The sequence below is a fragment of the Prescottella soli genome (assembly GCF_040024445.1).
Lineage (GTDB): Bacteria > Actinomycetota > Actinomycetes > Mycobacteriales > Mycobacteriaceae > Prescottella > Prescottella soli.
This window is the reverse complement of the sequence record NZ_CP157276.1, coordinates 812806-829502: the sequence shown is the minus strand read 5'-3', so window position 1 is coordinate 829502 and position 16697 is coordinate 812806. Positions and strand designations below refer to the sequence as shown.

The window sequence follows — 16697 nt, the reverse complement described above, 5'->3', positions numbered from 1 at the left end:
CACCTTCGACGCCACCTCGGCCGGCCACACCACCGATCGCGAGGTGAGATCAGCCCTCCGCGACCTCGAACTCGTCGAAGATGACCTCGCCGGCCGCGTCGGACTCTGCGAGGTTGACCTCGCCGAGTAGGGCCCACCCGTGGTCGCCCTGGGGGTCCTCGAGTACCTGTCGGACCCGCCACAGCGTCGGCTCGACGGTGACCTGGAAGAGCAGCGGACCGCGGGCGGCCGGGCCGGTCCCGATCTCGTCGTACTCGTCGAAGTACAGCTCCATCAGATCGGCCCAGTCGTCGGCGTCGAGGCCGTCGCCCAGTTCGGCGAGCTCGTCCCAGCGCTGCCTCGATGCGAGCTCGACGCGCCGGAACATCGCGTTGCGGACCATCACCTTGAAGGCGCGGGTGTTCGCGGTGATCGGGCGCGGCGTGTCCGCGCCGAACGCGACCTGCTGGTCGTCGGACTCGGCACCCGGGTTGGTGAGCTGCTCCCACTCGTCGAGCAGGCTCGAATCCACCTGGCGGATCAGCTCACCCAGCCACTCGGTGAGGTCCTCGATTTCCTCGGTGCGTGCCTCGGTGGGAACCGTCTGCCGCAGCGCGCGATACGCGTCGGCGAGATAGCGCAGCACCAGGCCCTCGGAGCGGGCGAGGCCGTAGTGGCTGACCAGCTCGGCGAAGGTCATCGACCGCTCCACCATGTCCCGGACAACGGACTTGGGGGAGAGCGCGAACTCGTTCATCCACGGGTGACCCGCGCGGTACGTCTCGAACGCGGGGAACAGTAAGTCCGCCAACGGCTTCGGCCAGGTGATCTCCTCGAGGAGCTCCATGCGCTCCTCGTACTCGATGCCATCGGCCTTCATCTCGGCCACCGCCTCACCGCGCGCCGCGTGCTGCTGCGCCATGAGGATCTGCCGCGGATCGTCGAGCGTCGACTCGATCACGCTCACGACGTCGAGTGCGTAGCTGGGCGATTCGACGTCGAGCAGTTCGAGCGACGCCAGCGCGAACGGCGACAGTGGCTGGTTGAGTGCGAAGTCGCGCTGCAGGTCCACCGTCAGCCGGGCCATCCGGCCGTACTCGTCGGGCTCGTCGAGTTGCTGGACGATGCCGGCCTGCAGCAGTCCGCGGTAGAGGCGGATCGCCTTGAGGATGTGCCGGCGCTGCGCGGGACGCGGCTCGTGGTTGTCCTCGAGCAGGTGACGCATCGCCTGGAAGCAGTTGCCCGGGCGGGCGATCACGTTGAGCAGCATCGAGTTGCTCACCGAGAACCTCGAGCTGAGCGGCTCGGGGGACGCCACGATCAGCTTGTCGAACGTGCCCTCGCCCCACGAGACGAATCCCTCGGGTGCCTTCTTGCGCTGCACCTTCCGGCGCTTCTTCGGGTCGTCGCCCGCCTTCGCGAGCGCCCGCACGTTCTCGATCTCGTGCTCGGGGGCCTGCACGACGACCGTGCCCATGGTGTCGTAGCCGGCCCGGCCGGCACGCCCGGCGATCTGGTGGAACTCGCGCGCCCGCAACTGGCGGGTGCGGGTGCCGTCGAACTTGGTCAAGCCCGTGAGCAGCACGGTGCGGATCGGTACGTTGATGCCGACGCCCAGCGTGTCGGTGCCGCAGATGACCTTGAGCAGCCCGTCCTGCGCCAGCCGCTCGATGAGGCGCCGGTACTTGGGCAGCATGCCGGCGTGGTGGACGCCGATGCCGTGACGGACCAAGCGCGACAGCGTCTTCCCGAACCCGGTCGTGAACCGGAACGCGCCGATCGCCTCGGCGATCGCATCCTTCTCCGCGCGGGTGCACAGATTGACGCTCGTCAGCGCCTGCGCGCGTTCGAGCGCTGCGGCCTGCGTGAAGTGCACGACGTACACCGGGGCCTGGTGGGTGGTGACGAGTTCCTCGATCGCCTCGCCGATCGGGGTCTGCGAGTACGAGAAATGCAGTGGCACCGGGCGTTCGGAGCCCGACACCTCCGTCGTAGGTCGGCCGGTCCGGCGGGTGAGGTCCTCGCGCAGGTGCGTGACGTCGCCGAGGGTCGCCGACATCAGCAGGAACTGGGCCTGCGGAAGCTCGATCAGCGGAACCTGCCACGCCCAGCCACGATCCGGCTCGGAGTAGAAGTGGAACTCGTCCATCACGACCTGGCCGATGTCGGAACCCGGGCCCTCGCGCAGCGCGAGGTTGGCGACGATCTCGGCGGTCGCGCAGATGATCGGCGCCGACGAGTTCACCGACGCGTCTCCGGTCATCATTCCGACGTTGTCGGCCCCGAACACCTCGCACAGCGCGAAGAACTTCTCGCTGACCAGCGCCTTGATCGGTGCGGTGTAGAACGTCCTCCGGCCCTCCGCGAGCGCGAAGAAGTGCGCGCCCAGCGCGACCATGGACTTGCCGGAACCGGTGGGGGTGGCCAGGATGACGTTCGCCCCGGAGACCAGCTCCATGAGCGCCTCCTCCTGCGCCGGATACAGCTGCAGGCCACGTTCGCTCGTCCACGACGTGAAGGCGTCGAACAGGGCGTCGGCGTCGGGGCTGGCGGGAACGAGGTCTGTGAGGAGCATCGATACAGGCTATCGGTCGCCGGACGGGGCCTGCACCAGGTCGGTGCGGAAGCGTCGCGTTGCGGTCCTGCCACCACAGCGGCGCGTCGACGAAATGGTTGTCGTACTCGTCCTGCGCTGCGGAGAGTTCCTCCAGCGAGGCTTGTCTCCTAATCTGGTCGGTGAGGGGTCACACGGTGAGCAGGATGCCGGCGAGGATCATCGCGAGCGCGGTGGTCCCGTGGATTGCATACGCGGCCTTACGGTTTCCCTTGTTGCCGAGGATGATGAACATGTCGCCGACGGGGATGACGGCAAGTATCAGGATCAGCAGGGCGAGCTGGTCGCGCGCGGCGAAGCTGAAGACGATCACCAGCAGGCCCGTGGCGACGTCCCGGATTCCCTTGACCTGCCACCAGCCGCGTGCCTCGGGTGCGGGGCTGACGGGCAGGCCGAACCCTGCGGCGTTACCTTCGTTCCTGGCGAGGTACGCGACGCCGATCGCGATGATCCCGAGCGCCCCGATCCAGCTTATGACGAGTCCGATCCACGAGAGCATGTGCCTTCCTTTCGGCGGTAGGACTGCTGTCAGCGATGATGCGGGCGACGGTCGGCGTCGCAGAGGCCGGTCGCCTGACGGCGTTCGTCGAGGCATACCTGCGTTTCGCCGAGACCCGGGCGAGGTCTTCTGGAGCGCTGCACGGAATGTGCGTGTTGTCCGGCGGCCAGCGCCTCTCGCCCGATAACGCGCCCCGACGCGTCGCGGCGCTGGCGGAGCTGTTCGGCTGAGCTCAGGTGGCGCTGCGCTCGTCGGATCCCATCGCGTCGAGCACCGCCATGCGGGCCTCGGGCGCACCCGAGATGGCGCCCTCGCCGACGCCGTTCATCAGCAGGTTGCGCCAGCGGCTCTCGTCGAACTCGAGCGGGGCCGTCGACGTGAGGAAGTTCTCGACGACGGTCAGGAAGCGCAGCGGGTCGTCGCGGAAGGGGAAGTGGCCGGCGTTCTCGAAGATCTCGAGATGTGAGCCCGGCATGGCCGAGTGCGCGAGGCGGGCGTGGCTGACCGGGATCACCGAATCGCGTTCACCCCAGATGAGCTGCACCGGGAGGTTTTCCGTGAGGTAACAGCGGTCCAGCATCGTCACCACCTGACCGCGCCAGTCGACGACGGACCGCAGCGTCCGCAGGTACGCCTCGTACGCGGTGGGATCGGGCAACTCGCCGAGCACCCGAACCAGGTCCGGGGTGTCGTGCAGCATCGTCCCGGGGCGCAGCGGCGAGCCGTGGACCCGCGAGACCACCTCGCCGACGGTACGGACCGCCGTCATCGCGCCGGGAATCCGTAGCAGCTTGAGGGCCTCGTTGACTACCGGCATCGAGATGAGCCGCAGCAGCGGGTGGACGTCCCTCGTCACCCCGCCCGCCGACACCAGCACCAGGCGGTCGACCATGTGCGGGAACTGGTACGCGAACTGCATCGCGACGCCGCCGCCGAGCGAATGCCCGATGACGGTGACCCTGTCGATGCCCAGCACCGACAGCAGATCGCGCATGCCGTTCGCATATGCGGCGACCGAGTAGTCGGCACGCGGCTTGTCCGAGCGTCCGTGGCCCAGGAGATCGGGTGCGACGACCGTGTAGTTCTGCGCCAGGTGCGGGATGATCTCGCTCCAGGTCGACGAGTTGTCGCCGATTCCGTGCAGAAGGAGGACCGCCGGTCCCTCACCGGCGATCCGGAACGCGCGCCGGTACCCGTGGATGGTCCGGAATGCGAGCCGTGGCTCGGTGTCGGGTACCGGGCGGAGCATGCGCGTGCGAGAGTCGCTCATATCGCCTCCTGAAGCCGATGCCCGGCAGGCGGGCACCGCTCAGATGTTGATCGTCCGAGTATATCCGTGTACCGAGAGTGTAGGTATCCTACTTGTCGTCTATATGACGTCGGATAACGGATAGGTTACGCCCCCGACCATACCTGGACGGGCGACCAAATGACCGGCCGATCGACGAACTCAGTCGTCCTTTTCGTCCCCGTGATCGTCGTCGAGCCGTGCCTGTTCGGCCAGGAACCGTTCGAACTCCGCGCCCAGCTCCTCACCGCTCGGCAGGTCGTCGTCGGTGGCGAGGAGCGTCGACTGCTGTTCCTGGGCGGCGACGTACGAGTCGTACTGGTTCTCGAGCGCGCGGACCACGGCCTGCACCTCCTCGTTCGCCGCGATGTGCTCGTCGATCTGCTCGCGCACGCGCGCGGACGCCTCGCCGAGTGCGGCCAGCGGCAGCTCGAGATCGGCGATCTCCATGACGTTCTCGAGCAGGGTCTCCGCGGCGGCGGGGTAGTCGGTCTGTGCCAGGTAGTGCGGGACGTGCACGGAGAACCCGACCGACTCGTGGCCGTGCTGGCTCATCCGCAACTCCAGGAGCGACGACGCGCTCCCGGGCACCTGGAGCTCGCCCGACCAGCGGTGGTGATCCTTGATCAGGTCCTTGTTGGTCGAGTGCGCCGTCACGCTCAGCGGACGGGTGTGGGGAATCGCCATCGGAATCGCGTTGATCCCGACGGTCCGGCGCACCCCCAACTGCTCGGCGAGCAGACGCACCGCGGTCGTGAAGCGCTCCCAGCGCAGATCCGGCTCCATCCCGGCGAGCAGCAGGAACGGGGTCCCGGCAGTGTCGCGCAAGGCGTACAGGTTGAGCTCCGGGGCCTCGAAGTCGGAGAAGTGGTCGGCCTTGAACGTCATCGTGGGCCGACGCGACCGGTAGTCGATCAGCTCGTCGACGGCGAACGAGGCGACGAGCTCGGATTCGAGGCTCTCGCGCAGGTGCTTGGTGGCCAGCTTCACGGCGTGTCCGGCATCGGAGAATCCCTCGAGGCCGTGAACCAGGACCGGGCCCAGGCCGTCGGCGGAGGACAGATGCGGTGCCGGGAACTCCAGCTCGTACATCTTCGACTGCTCGTCCATGACGGCTCCTTTTCCTTCGAACGTCTGCTTCCAGTGTCCCTCACCACGTCCCGCGGACCGAAAAGGGGAGGAACGGGCACATCAACCGGCGCCGACCAAGATCATCGGACGGCGCCCTGCGAACTCCAACGCCCGGTGGCCGCCGACGATTCCCGTGGCGTCCACTCTTTGCCGTTCGAGGCGTGCGGCGGGCGTGGTGTGTCACGCTGTGCGTTGGATCGAGACGATCGACAGTCGGGAGGCTCGGGTATGTCGCAGCGGACGCGCGTCGCGCCCGGCCTGGTGCTCGGATCGATGCTGCTCGGTGCCGGGATGCTGGTCGCAGGATGTTCCACGGAGGTGCACGGTGCGGCTCAACCGGCCGACGTCGAGCCCGCCGGCTCACGGTCGCTCGGTGACTTGCTCCTCGAGCCGTCCACGTTCCCGCCGCAGTATCCGGCCGTCGTCCTTCCCCCGCAGGCGGTGTCGCAGGCCGCACCCGATCTGACCGGGATCGCACCGGGAGCGAGGGTCGATCCCGCGGGGTGCAAGCCGCCGTCGCAGGACTACGGCCCGGACGGCACCGCGATGGTCGTAGGGACCGACAGCGCGAACCGATCGACGATCACGATCGAACTGGTTCGCGTGGACACCCCGCTCTCCGAGTTCGCGGCGTACGTCGTCGACTGCCCCCAGGTGACGGCCACCCGGAACGGAGTCGACGCCGTCGTACGAACCGCCCTCACCCCGCCGCCGCAGATCGGTGCCGACGAGACGCTCGCGCTGCGGCGATCGGTGAGTTCGGGCCAGGGCGGACAGGCCGTCACGCAGTCGATGGTGACGCTCCTCGCGCAGATCGACGGAGTGCGGGTCCAGGCGACGGCGATGTCGTTCGGGGACGTGACCGACCCCGCGGTGCTCGGTGCCCTCTTCGCGTCGGCGGTCGCGAAGGTGCGGGCGGGATGAGGCGGCGAACCTAGCAGCGGGCTCCGACACCGACCGGCGCGGGAAGTGGTCCGTCGGCGATGTTGTACACAGTCCCGGGCGCCATCCACAGCTCCACGGAACTCCCAGGTCGTGAGCGGCTCGGTCGACGCCGTGCGCGGCAAGGTCGACGCATGACGACATCAGCCTTCTCACATGACTCGCACTCTCCTTCGGACCCGCACAGTGCCGGTTCGGAATTCGGCACCCGCTGCGCGGTGCGGATATCCGATCCGGGCGCGCTGATCAGCGCGGTGCCGGCCTTGCTGGGGTTCCATCCCCGCCGCTCCCTCGTGGCGATCTGCCTGACCGGGACGAGCGTCGGGGCCGTGATGCGGCACGACCTGCTCCTCGACGAGCCCGGACACGCGGGCGGGGTGATGGACCTGGTCCTCGACCAGTTCGCGGCCGTCGCGGTCCGGGAGGGCGCCGACCGGATGCTGGTGGTCGTCGTCGACGATCGGATCCCGCCCCACGCTCGGACCGCCGACCTCGCCGCTCACGTGGCCATCATGGAGAGGTTTCGGGAGTTGTTGCACCGCAGTGGAATCGATCTGTCCGCAGTGCACATCTGTTCGCGAATCGAGGCCGGGGCGCCATGGCGGGACCTCACCGGCGCCGATTGCGGAATCCTGCCCGACCCCACGGCCTCCGCGGTCGCGGCCGCTCAGGTCCTCGAAGGGCGGGCCATCCGCGGTTCCCGTGAGGAGCTCGAGGCCGTGCTCGATCCCTCCTCGCCGGAGGTGCAGGAGCGGATAGCCGACCTGATCGACACCGCGCGCGAAGACAGCGCGCGCCGCGTCGCCCTCACCCGCGCGGCCGCCGACCCGGACCGGGCCGCCCGTGACTGTCTCGAGTACGTCCTGACGCGGATCGCGCAGCACCAGTCGGGAGACGAGATCTCCCCGGAGGAGAACGCCGAACTCGCTCTTGCGCTCGAGAACCTCACCGTCCGGGACTCGCTTCTCGCGCTCTCGGCGGGGGAGCAGGCGTCCGCGGCCGAGCAGATGTGGGTGCATCTGGCCCGGACCCTGCCCGATCCCGAACGCGCCGAGCCGCTCGCGCTGCTCGGGTACAGCGCATACCTGCGCGGCGACGGGCCCATGGCCGGTGTCGCGTTGTGCGCCGCGCTCGCCGCCGACCCGTGCCACCGTCTGGCGGGCCTGCTCGACGACGCACTCCAGGCGGGGGTCAGGCCCGCTGCACTCCGAGACCTCGCGTCGGTCGGCTACCGGATCGCGCACGATCTCGGGGTGCAGCTGCCGCCACTCGAGCCGCTACCGCCGGGCGGCGTGTGACCGATCGCCCAGAGCCTGCAGGTACGTCCAGGCGTCGGCGACGATCTCGTCGAGATCGGTGTGCGCGGGGCGCCAACCGAGCTCGGCGATCGCGCGGTCGCTCGACGCGATGAGGACGGCGGGATCGCCCGCGCGGCGGGGCGCGTCCTCGGCTGCGATGGGGAGCCCCGTCACCCGCTCACACGCCGAAATTACCTCGCGGACAGTGAATCCCGCGCCGCTGCCCAGGTTGTAGATCTTGTGGCTGCCTGGCTCGGACGACTCGAGCGCGAGGAGATGGGCCTCGGCGAGATCCAGCACGTGGATGTAGTCCCGGACCGCGGTGCCGTCCTTGGTTGGCCAGTCGGTTCCGAACACCGAAATCTTCTCGCGCTGACCCAGCGCGACCTGGAGCACGAGGGGGATGAGATGCGTTTCCACGACACGGTTCTCACCGGCGCCCTTGTACGCGCCCGCAACGTTGAAGTAGCGCAGGCTCGTCGCCGCGAGCGAGTGGGCGTTCGCGTAGGACGTGATCGCGTGGTCGATCGCCAGCTTGGTGGCGCCGTACGGATTCGTGGGCCGGGTCGGATCGTCCTCGGTGATCGGCGTCCGCTCGGGCTCACCGTAGGTCGCGGCCGTCGACGAGAACACCAGGCGCGGCGTGCCGGACAGGCGCATGGCCTCGAGCAGTGCGAACGTGGTGACCACGTTGCCCTGCCAGTACTGCTCGGGCTTCTCGACCGACTCGCCCACGAGGGACTGCGCGGCGAAGTGCAGCACACCGTCGAAACGCGGTGCGCCGTCGCCGGACCCGAGTACGGATCCGGCGACGGCTGCGATGTCACCCTCGATGAACTCGGCGCCCGCGGGCACCGCGTCGGCGTTACCGGTCGACAGGTCGTCGACGACGACGACCTCGTGGCCGCGCTCGAGCAGGACAGTGCTGCACACACTGCCCACATAGCCGGCGCCGCCGGTAACCAGAAGTCTCACCGCTTGTCTCCTCATCCCGCCGAATCCGGCGGAGCGAGGCGTCAGACCTGCTTCACCTGGACGGCGTGGGCCATTTCCTCGGGAAGTTCGAATTCGTCGTGGCCGGACGCGGTGATCGTCACCGATCCGGGCCTGGTCTCGACTGTAACCCGAGCATCGGGGACCACGCCTGCCTCGCGAAGCTGGCCGATCAGGTCGGGATCCGACTGCACGTGCTCGGCGAGTCGGCGAACGACGACGGCCGTCGGCTTGCCCGCGGGGACGTCGGTGAGCCGGATCAGCGTCTCCGCGTTGGCGGAAGGGCGATCGAGACCCAGCTCGGACAGACCCGGGATGGGGTTTCCGTACGGGGACGTCGTGGGATTGTTCAGCACCTCGACGAGGCGTCGCTCGACGTCCTCGCTCATCACGTGCTCCCACCGGCAGGCCTCGGCGTGCACCTGGTCCCAGTCGAGCCCGATGACGTCGACGAGCAGCCGCTCGGCGAGGCGATGCTTCCGCATCACCGAGACCGCGAGGTTGCGGCCCTTCTCGGTGAGCTCGAGATGGCGATCGCCGGCCACCTGGAGCAGCCCGTCACGTTCCATGCGAGCAACCGTCTGGCTCACCGTCGGCCCGCTCTGATCGAGCCGCTCGGCGATCCGTGCACGGAGCGGGACAACGCCCTCTTCTTCCAAGTCGTAGATCGTCCGGAGATACATCTCCGTGGTGTCGACCAGATCCTTCACGCTTACACCCCTTCGTCTGGAGAGATTCTACCGGGCAAACCACATTCCAGGTTCCGGTCGGGCCTTCCGCGCGTTCCGGGCCGCGCACGCCTGATCGGCGCGTCTCGACGGCGCCTCGCGCGGTGGGCGCCGAGGGAAGTAACTTGAGTCCATGACCGCGCCGACAGGTCCCGCCCCGGGCATCCGAGCTACCGGAACCAACCGCGTCGTGGTGTGGAGCCCGGACTACCTCAGCTACCGGTGGAGTCCGCAGCACCCGATGAACCCGACGCGGCTCGAGCTGACGATGGACCTCGCTCGCGGACTCGGGCTCGTCGAGGGCGCCGAGTTGATCAGTCCCCAGTCGGCACCCGACGCCGAGTTGCTCCGCATCCACACTCCGGCGTACATCGACGCGGTGAAACGGGCCGGCTCCGAGTCGGACGGCGGTTTGCCACCCGAGATCGAGACCCGCCACGGGCTGGGCACCGACGACAACCCGGTGTTCCCCCGCATGCACGAGGCCAGCGCCATCCTCGCCGGCGGCACGCTCGCCGCGGCGAAGGAGATCGCGTCGGGTCGGGCGCGTCGCGCCGTGAGCATCGGTGGCGGGATGCACCACGCCATGGCGGACTGGGCGTCGGGCTTCTGCGTCTACAACGACGCGGCGATCGCGATCTCCTGGTTGCTCGACAACGGATTCGACCGGATCGCCTACATCGACATCGACGCTCACCACGGTGACGGCGTGCAGCACGCGTTCACCGGTGATCCCCGGGTGCTGACAGTCTCGATCCATCAGCATCCGGCGACGCTGTGGCCGAACACCGGGTGGTCGAGCGAGGTCGGGACGGGCGCGGCCGAAGGCACCGCGATCAACCTCCCGGTGCTCCCCGGGACCTCCGATGCGTTGTGGCTGCGGGGATTCCACGCGGTGGTGCCCGCCGCGATCGCGGCGTTCCGGCCGCAGATCGTCGTCAGCCAGTGCGGTGCGGACAACCATCGCGAGGATCCGCTGGCCGATCTCGCACTCACCATCGACGGGCAGCGGGCGGCGTACCTGGCGATGCGAGACCTCGCGGACCGCTACGCGGAGGGCCGCTGGCTCGCCGTCGGCGGCGGCGGGTACGGGCTCGTGCGGGTCGTGCCGCGATCGTGGACGCACCTGATCGCGACGGCGCTCGATCGCGAGATCGATCCCGCCACAGCGACGCCCGAATCATGGCGCGAGAAGGCGCACACGCTCGCCCCGAGCGTCGATCTCCCGACGACCATGGGGGAGGGCGGGGACACGTCGTACCTGCGATGGGATGGGCCCGGCGGCACGCCGGAAACCGGAGTGGCGTCGATGGATCGGGCGTTGACCCGGATCGACTCGGCGATCATCGCGACCCGTCGTGCCACGTTCCCACTGCTCGGACTCGATCCGGAGGACCCCCGTGACTGACGGCAGCCCCAAGGAAGCCGACCTCGACCGCGCGCGCAACTTCCCGCGTCACTGGCTCGCCGACGTCCTCGCCTCGGACGGCGGGGTCGTGCACCTGCGGCCGATCGTGCCGGAGGACGCGGAGAAGCTCGTGGCGTTCCACGGCAAGCTGTCCGAGCGCACCCGGTACCTGCGCTACTTCGGCCCCTACCCGACGATGTCGAAGCGCGACATCGTCAACTTCACCACCGTCGACCACCACAACCGGGTGGCGTTCGTGGCGATCCTCGGCGACGAGATCATCGCCGTCGGGCGGTACGAGCGCCTGCTCGACGTCGGCGACGGCCGCTCGGCGGAGGTCGCATTCGTCGTCGCCGACGCGCACCAGGGCCGGGGCCTCGGGCCGATCCTGCTCGAGCACCTGGCCGGGGCCGCCGCCGAAAACGGGCTGAACATGTTCGTCGCCGAGGTCCTCGCCGAGAACCGCAACATGGTGTCGGTGTTCCGCGAGGCCGGATACCAGGTCAGCCGCAGCTTCGAAGGCGGCGTGCTGCGCCTCGAGTTCGCGATCGATCCCACCGAAGCGCTTCTGTCCGTTCGGAATTCGCGGGAGCGGGCGGCGGAGGCGCGCAGTGTGCGCAACGTGCTCAGCCCGCGTTCGGTCGCGGTGATCGGCGCCTCCACCGACAGCTCCAAGGTCGGCAACGCGGTGCTGGTGAACCTGCTGCGCGGCAACTTCTCGGGGCCGGTGTACCCGGTCAACGCCGAGCACCGGTCGGTCCGCGGCGTCCGCGCCTACCCGACCGTTCGCGACATCCCCGACGACGTCGACCTCGCCGTGGTCGCGGTTCCGGCCGAGTCGATCGACGCGGTGCTCGACGACTGCCTCGCCAAGGGCGTCAAGGCGCTGGTCGTGGTCTCCGCCGGATTCAGCGAGACGGGTGCGCCCGGCCGCGACTCCGAACGCCGCCTCGTCCACGCCGCCCGGGCCCACGGGATGCGGCTCATCGGCCCCAACGCGCTCGGCGTCGCCAACAACGACGTCGCGGTGTCCCTCAACGCCACCCTGGCGCCGGTGCTGCCCACGCCCGGCAAGGTGGGCTTCTTCTGCCAGTCGGGTGCACTGGGTATCGCGATCCTCGACCAGGCCGCCAAGCGCAAGCTGGGGCTCTCGACGTTCGTCTCGGCCGGCAACCGCGCCGACGTGTCCGGCAACGACCTGCTCCAGTACTGGGACACCGACCCCGAGACCGAGGTCGTGCTGCTCTACCTGGAGAGCTTCGGCAATCCCCGCAAGTTCTCCCGGATCGCCCGCCGGGTGGCCCGGAACAAGCCGATCGTCGCCGTGAAGAGCGGTCGGCATGCGGTGCCGCCGGCGCTCGCCGCGACCGGCGTCGAGATGGACGACTCGATCGTGCGCGCGCTGTTCGAGCAGGCCGGCGTCGTGCAGGTGGGCTCGATCTCGCAGCTCTTCGACTGCGCGATGCTGTTCGGGTACCAGCCGCTGCCGGCCGGACCTCGCGTGGCGGTGATCGGCAACTCGACCGCTCTCGGGGTGCTGGCCGTCGATGCGGCGCGCCGCGAGGGACTGCAGGTGGGGGAGCCGGTGGATCTCGGGGCGCAGGCGACCCCCGAGGTGTTCGCCGACGCGGTGTCGACGGCCCTCGCGTCGTTCGACGTCGACGCCGTGATCGCCGTGTTCGCCCCGCCCGTCGCCGTCCCCGTCGAGCCGTACGCGCAGGCGCTGCGCGAGGCGGTGCTCGACGCCGACAAGCCGATCCTCACCACCTTCCTCGCGACCGAGGGCATCCCCGACGTGCTGGCGGTCCGCGGGCCCGACGGGCACCCGACGCGCGGCTCGGTGCCGTCGTTCCCCGGACCGGAACGCGCGGCGTTGGCCCTCGCGCGGGCCTGGCGGTACGCCGCGTGGCGCGGCCGGCCGGTGTCGAAGGTGGTGCGACCCAATGGCATCGACCCGGACCGGGCGCGGCAGCTGGTCGAGGGCTGGCTCGGCGAGTCGAACGGTCGTTGGCTGTCGGACTTCGAGGCGTCGCAGTTGCTCGAGTGCTACGGCATCCACGTCGTCGAGTTCCGCGCCGCGACCACCGAGGACGAGGCGGTCGACGCCGCGAACGAGCTGGGCTATCCGGTGGCGGTGAAGGCGACGGGCGAGTCGTGGCGGCACCGACCCGATCTGAGCGGTGTCCGGCTCGACCTGCTCGGACCCGACGCGGTGCGCGTCGCCTACCGGGATCTGGCGACGGCGTCGGGGGAGCCGCTGCTGCACGTCCAGAAGATGGCGACCAAGGGCATCGGCTGTGTCGTCGGGGTCCAGGACGACCCGTCGTTCGGTTCGCTGATCTCCTTCGGCCTGGCCGGGGTCATCTCGGACCTGCTCGGCGACCGTGCCTACCGGGTGCTGCCGCTCACCGAGGACGAGGCAGCGGAACTGATCGACGCGCCCAAGGCGGCCCCGCTGCTGTCCGGGTACCGCAGCGCGGTGCCGGTCAACAAGAAGGCCCTCGTCGACCTGGTGCAGCGCGTGTCGGCGCTGGCCGACGACCTGCCGGAGGTGCGCTCCCTCGCGTGCGAGCCGGTCCTCGCGTCCTCGCAAGGGGCGCAGATCACCGACGCCCGGGTGCGGATCGGACCCGAACCGAGCATGGCCGACCTGGGCCCGCGCCGGCTACGCGAGTGGTGAGCACGCACCCGACCGTCCGACCGGGTCCCGACGCATGAAAAACCCGGCCGGAGGCGGATCCCGAGGGGGAGGGACCCGCTTCCGGCCGGGGGCTGGGGGTGTTCGGTCAGCTGGCGTAGGCGCGCAGGCGGTCGGCGCGCTCGCCCTGACGGAGCTTGCCCATGACCTCGCGCTCGATCTGGCGCACGCGCTCACGGGAGAGCCCGAACAGCTTGCCGATCTGGTCGAGGGTGCGCGGCTGGCCGTCGTCGAGCCCGTAGCGCAGGCGGATCACCTGCTGCTCGCGCTCGTCGAGCGTCGCGAGCACGCTGCGGACGTCGCTGTGGAGCAGACCCGCGATGACCGCACTCTCCGCCGACGTCGCCTCGGAGTCCTCGATGAAGTCACCGAGCGGCGCCTCCTCGTCGTTGCCGACGGGCATGTCCAGGCTCACCGGGTCGCGGCTGTGGTCCAGCAGATCGGCGATCTTGTGCGCCGGGATGCCCGACTCCTGCGAGAGCTCCTCGTCGGTCGCCTCGCGGCCGAGTTGCTGGTGCAGTTCCCGCTTGATCCGGGCCAGCTTGTTCACCTGCTCGACGAGATGGACGGGCAGGCGGATCGTGCGGCTCTGGTCCGCCATGCCGCGGGTGATGGCCTGACGGATCCACCACGTGGCATAGGTCGAGAACTTGAAGCCCTTGGCGTAGTCGAACTTCTCCATCGCACGGATCAGCCCGAGGTTGCCCTCCTGGATGAGGTCCAGCAGCGGCATCCCGCGTCCGGTGTAGCGCTTGGCGAGCGACACCACCAGGCGCAGGTTCGCTTCGAGGAGGTGACGCCGGGCGGCCTCGCCGTCGCGGACGATCGTCGCCAGATCGCGCTTCTTCACAGCCGAGAGACGCTTCTTGGTCTCCAGCACGTGGGCCGCGTACAGCCCAGCCTCGATCCGCCGCGCCAGATCCACCTCGTCAGCCGCGGTCAGCAGGGCGGTGCGGCCGATCCCGTTCAGGTAGACGCGAACGAGATCCGCAGCCGGGCTCTGGCCGTCCAGATCGGAGTCGGTGCGGGGTCGAGTGGTGCTGGGGCTTGTCATGACGGGCCTCCTCGTCGGGGTGTCTCATATGCCTCAACGCTCCGACGGCCTGGGAAAGTTCCCGACAGAATTCGACCCGATGGTCCGTGACCTGCGGCTTTCCGCCCGCTCCCCTGAGAAGTTCCTGAGAAGCTAGGAGGCGGGGAACGCGCGTCAGGCCGGTGCGATCAAACCGTGGCGCACCAGCGAATGGACCAGCGGCACCGCTGTGGCCGCGAGCGCGTCTTCGTCCTCGTCGTGCGCGAACGCGAGGAGTGTGACGAGTTCTTCCAACGGCAACCCGTCCTCCCGCATTCCCGCGAGCAGTGCGGCAGTGAGGTCGTCGACCTCGTGCTGCCACCGCGGGCCGTTGCCACGGTGCACCCGCGCCACCACCTGATTCCAGCCGTCCTCGCCCGGCAGGTACACCCGCTCGAGCGCGGTCTCGGGCTGCACCGCGAACCGGGCCGACAGGACGTCGTGCTCACGCAGCCAGGCCAAGCGCTCGAAGTATGCGAGGGCCTCGTCGCCGAGGGGGTCGTCGAAGCCGTGGTGCAGGTCCTCGCACAGGATGTCGGACGGCGCGTCCGTCCGACGCAGGTACACGAACCCGAACCCGACGCCCTCGACCTCGGCCTCTTCGAGATGGTCGAGCCAGGCGTGCGCCCGCGCCGAGGTGGCCGGATCGCGCGGATCGGCGCCGCCGTCGCGCAGCCACGTCCCGACGTACAGCGCGGGATCGGCGACGTCGCGCTGGACGATCCACGCGTCGATGCCGTGGGCCGGCAACCACGACGCGACCCGATGGCGCCAGTCCTCACCCTCGACGTGCAGCCACGACGCGAGCAGCGCCGCGGTTCCACCCGGATTCAGGAAGTCGGCGGACCGGGAGATCATCAGTTCACTCGCCCCGTCCAGGTCCAGACCCGAATCGCGGTACGAGTGCGTGACGCGCGCCTCGCCGACGACGAACGGGGGATTGGCCACCACCTGGTCGAATCGACGTCCCTCGACCGGCTCGAACCACGAACCCTCGCAGATCTCGAAGTCGAGGCCGTTCAGTGCCGCGGTGGCCGCGGTCAGCGTGAGCGCGCGCGGGTTGATGTCCGTCACAGTGACCGTGCCCGCGTAGTCGGCGGCGCGGATCGCCTGGATTCCGCAGCCGGTGCCGACGTCGAGGACGGTGCCGACCGGGCGGGTCGGGGTTCCCCTCAGCAGCGACATCGACGCCTGTCCGACGCCGATGACGTGGTCGTCGGCGGTGGGGCGCGGGCGCATCGAACCGTCGAGGTCCGACACCACCCACTGGTTTCCGGTACCCAGGTCGAGGGGGCGCAGATCGAGTTCGGCGCGCACCGTGTCACCGGTGCGCGACAGCAGACCGGCGGCGACGGCGTCGTCGAGGCTCACGGGCTCCAGTGCCGCCGCGATGTCGGCCGCGGGGCAGTCGTCGCCCAACAGGAACAAGCGGATCAGCCGGCCGAGGTCTCCGCCGTTCTCGGACGCGCGGCGAGCGGGAACGGGCTCGTGCCGTCCGAGGGCGGCGTGCGCGTCGACGCCGAGAAGATCGACGATCGAGTCGATGTCGTACCGGGCGCGGGTGAGCGCCTCGCGCAGCGGGCCGCAGATGGACAGCAGGAGATCTCGGTTCACCCGAGCATTGTTGCAGCCTTCATGACCGGATCACCCGGCCCGCGGGTCATCCCTCGATGGTGCGGTGCTGCCGGGATTCGAGCGCGCGAGCCGCGTCGCGGTGGTCGTACCTGCTGGGTTCGTCCTTCGACCGCGGCGGTCGGTCGTTCGCGATGAGCACGGCCACCCACGGCAGCGGAATGGACAGGGCGATGATCCCCACCGAGATCCAGCCATTGCTGAACATGCCGTAAGCGATCGCCGCGAGAATCAACGCAGGAACCCGGAACGACATGATCGTGAGGTACTTCTTCACGCGCGCCCGGTGCTGATCCTCGATCGACTGCGCAGCCTCGGTGATCAACGCCGGGTTGCGGGGTGTGCCGCTCTCGGCGGACTCGCCGAACCCCGATGTTCTTGCCATAGGTCCACTGTTGCACTCTCGGGCGGCAAT

14 protein-coding genes are annotated in these 16697 nt (G+C 69.4%); 5 read left to right on the top strand and 9 right to left on the bottom strand.

Translation table 11 applies throughout. The features are described 5' to 3' along the window. Positions 1-49: 49 nt before the first annotated feature. The gene (locus tag ABI214_RS03850) at positions 50-2554 is read right to left on the bottom strand and encodes a DEAD/DEAH box helicase (protein ID WP_348606304.1); all 2505 of its coding nucleotides are present in this window, start codon (positions 2552-2554) and stop codon (positions 50-52) included. Positions 2555-2723: 169 nt separating this feature from the next. Beyond that, entirely contained in the window at positions 2724-3092 is a 369-nt protein-coding gene (locus tag ABI214_RS03845; RefSeq protein ID WP_348606303.1) for a DUF4267 domain-containing protein, read from the bottom strand. Positions 3093-3127: 35 nt separating this feature from the next. Between ABI214_RS03845 and ABI214_RS03840 the strand changes: the two genes are divergently transcribed. Further along, on the top strand, positions 3128-3322 hold the full coding sequence (locus tag ABI214_RS03840; protein ID WP_348606302.1) for a hypothetical protein: 195 nt from the start codon (positions 3128-3130) through the stop codon (positions 3320-3322). A 2-nt stretch (positions 3323-3324) separates the two neighbouring features. On the opposite strand, the gene ABI214_RS03835 is transcribed toward ABI214_RS03840, so the two are convergent. Both ABI214_RS03835 and ABI214_RS03830 read right to left on the bottom strand, forming a co-directional pair. Further along, on the bottom strand, positions 3325-4362 hold the full coding sequence (locus ABI214_RS03835) for an alpha/beta fold hydrolase (protein ID WP_348606300.1): 1038 nt from the start codon (positions 4360-4362) through the stop codon (positions 3325-3327). Between the two features lie 180 nt (positions 4363-4542). Continuing rightward, the gene (locus tag ABI214_RS03830; RefSeq protein ID WP_280761229.1) at positions 4543-5490 is read right to left on the bottom strand and encodes a proteasome assembly chaperone family protein; all 948 of its coding nucleotides are present in this window, start codon (positions 5488-5490) and stop codon (positions 4543-4545) included. A gap of 249 nt (positions 5491-5739) precedes the next feature. Here ABI214_RS03830 and ABI214_RS03825 point away from each other — a divergent pair, with 249 nt between their 5' ends. Both ABI214_RS03825 and ABI214_RS03820 read left to right on the top strand, forming a co-directional pair. Beyond that, a complete protein-coding gene (locus ABI214_RS03825; protein WP_348606298.1) occupies positions 5740-6435 on the top strand; it encodes a sensor domain-containing protein in 696 nt (231 codons plus the stop codon). A gap of 152 nt (positions 6436-6587) precedes the next feature. Continuing rightward, positions 6588-7751: a DUF4192 domain-containing protein gene (locus ABI214_RS03820; RefSeq protein ID WP_348606296.1), complete on the top strand. Its 1164-nt coding sequence runs from the start codon at positions 6588-6590 to the stop codon at positions 7749-7751. Here the strand turns inward: ABI214_RS03820 and galE are convergent. Together galE and ABI214_RS03810 are read right to left on the bottom strand one after the other, a co-directional pair. Next, positions 7731-8726, bottom strand: a complete 996-nt coding sequence (galE, locus tag ABI214_RS03815; protein ID WP_348606294.1) for a UDP-glucose 4-epimerase GalE — start codon at positions 8724-8726, stop codon at positions 7731-7733. The genes ABI214_RS03820 and galE overlap by 21 nt on opposite strands. A gap of 41 nt (positions 8727-8767) precedes the next feature. After that, a complete protein-coding gene (locus tag ABI214_RS03810) occupies positions 8768-9454 on the bottom strand; it encodes a metal-dependent transcriptional regulator (protein ID WP_348606292.1) in 687 nt (228 codons plus the stop codon). A 151-nt stretch (positions 9455-9605) separates the two neighbouring features. Between ABI214_RS03810 and ABI214_RS03805 the strand changes: the two genes are divergently transcribed. Together ABI214_RS03805 and ABI214_RS03800 are read left to right on the top strand one after the other, a co-directional pair. Further along, positions 9606-10880, top strand: coding sequence for an acetoin utilization protein AcuC (locus ABI214_RS03805; RefSeq protein ID WP_348606290.1), 1275 nt, complete (start codon positions 9606-9608; stop codon positions 10878-10880). Then, positions 10873-13560, top strand: a complete 2688-nt coding sequence (locus ABI214_RS03800) for a GNAT family N-acetyltransferase (protein ID WP_348606288.1) — start codon at positions 10873-10875, stop codon at positions 13558-13560. Before ABI214_RS03805 ends, ABI214_RS03800 begins: the two co-directional genes overlap by 8 nt. 106 nt (positions 13561-13666) lie before the next feature. Here ABI214_RS03800 and ABI214_RS03795 read toward each other — a convergent pair whose 3' ends face one another. The 3 genes from ABI214_RS03795 to ABI214_RS03785 form a co-directional block, all read right to left on the bottom strand. Then, positions 13667-14632, bottom strand: coding sequence for a sigma-70 family RNA polymerase sigma factor (locus ABI214_RS03795; protein WP_348606286.1), 966 nt, complete (start codon positions 14630-14632; stop codon positions 13667-13669). 153 nt (positions 14633-14785) lie between these two features. Continuing rightward, a complete protein-coding gene (locus tag ABI214_RS03790) occupies positions 14786-16264 on the bottom strand; it encodes a DUF7059 domain-containing protein (protein ID WP_348606284.1) in 1479 nt (492 codons plus the stop codon). Positions 16265-16310: 46 nt separating this feature from the next. Further along, on the bottom strand, positions 16311-16667 hold the full coding sequence (locus ABI214_RS03785) for a DUF3099 domain-containing protein (protein ID WP_348606282.1): 357 nt from the start codon (positions 16665-16667) through the stop codon (positions 16311-16313). Positions 16668-16697 lie beyond the last annotated feature (30 nt).

What these genes read in the sequence shown, in the direction of transcription:
- ABI214_RS03825 (WP_348606298.1), top strand. Translation starts at nt 5,740, where the DNA reads ATGTCGCAGCGGACGCGCGTCGCGCCCGGCCTGGTGCTCGGATCGATG.
- ABI214_RS03785 (WP_348606282.1), bottom strand. Translation starts at nt 16,667, where the DNA reads ATGGCAAGAACATCGGGGTTCGGCGAGTCCGCCGAGAGCGGCACACCC.
- ABI214_RS03850 (WP_348606304.1), bottom strand. Translation starts at nt 2,554, where the DNA reads ATGCTCCTCACAGACCTCGTTCCCGCCAGCCCCGACGCCGACGCCCTG.
- ABI214_RS03835 (WP_348606300.1), bottom strand. Translation starts at nt 4,362, where the DNA reads ATGAGCGACTCTCGCACGCGCATGCTCCGCCCGGTACCCGACACCGAG.
- ABI214_RS03830 (WP_280761229.1), bottom strand. Translation starts at nt 5,490, where the DNA reads ATGGACGAGCAGTCGAAGATGTACGAGCTGGAGTTCCCGGCACCGCAT.
- ABI214_RS03805 (WP_348606290.1), top strand. Translation starts at nt 9,606, where the DNA reads ATGACCGCGCCGACAGGTCCCGCCCCGGGCATCCGAGCTACCGGAACC.
- ABI214_RS03845 (WP_348606303.1), bottom strand. Translation starts at nt 3,092, where the DNA reads ATGCTCTCGTGGATCGGACTCGTCATAAGCTGGATCGGGGCGCTCGGG.
- ABI214_RS03840 (WP_348606302.1), top strand. Translation starts at nt 3,128, where the DNA reads ATGATGCGGGCGACGGTCGGCGTCGCAGAGGCCGGTCGCCTGACGGCG.
- ABI214_RS03795 (WP_348606286.1), bottom strand. Translation starts at nt 14,632, where the DNA reads ATGACAAGCCCCAGCACCACTCGACCCCGCACCGACTCCGATCTGGAC.
- ABI214_RS03820 (WP_348606296.1), top strand. Translation starts at nt 6,588, where the DNA reads ATGACGACATCAGCCTTCTCACATGACTCGCACTCTCCTTCGGACCCG.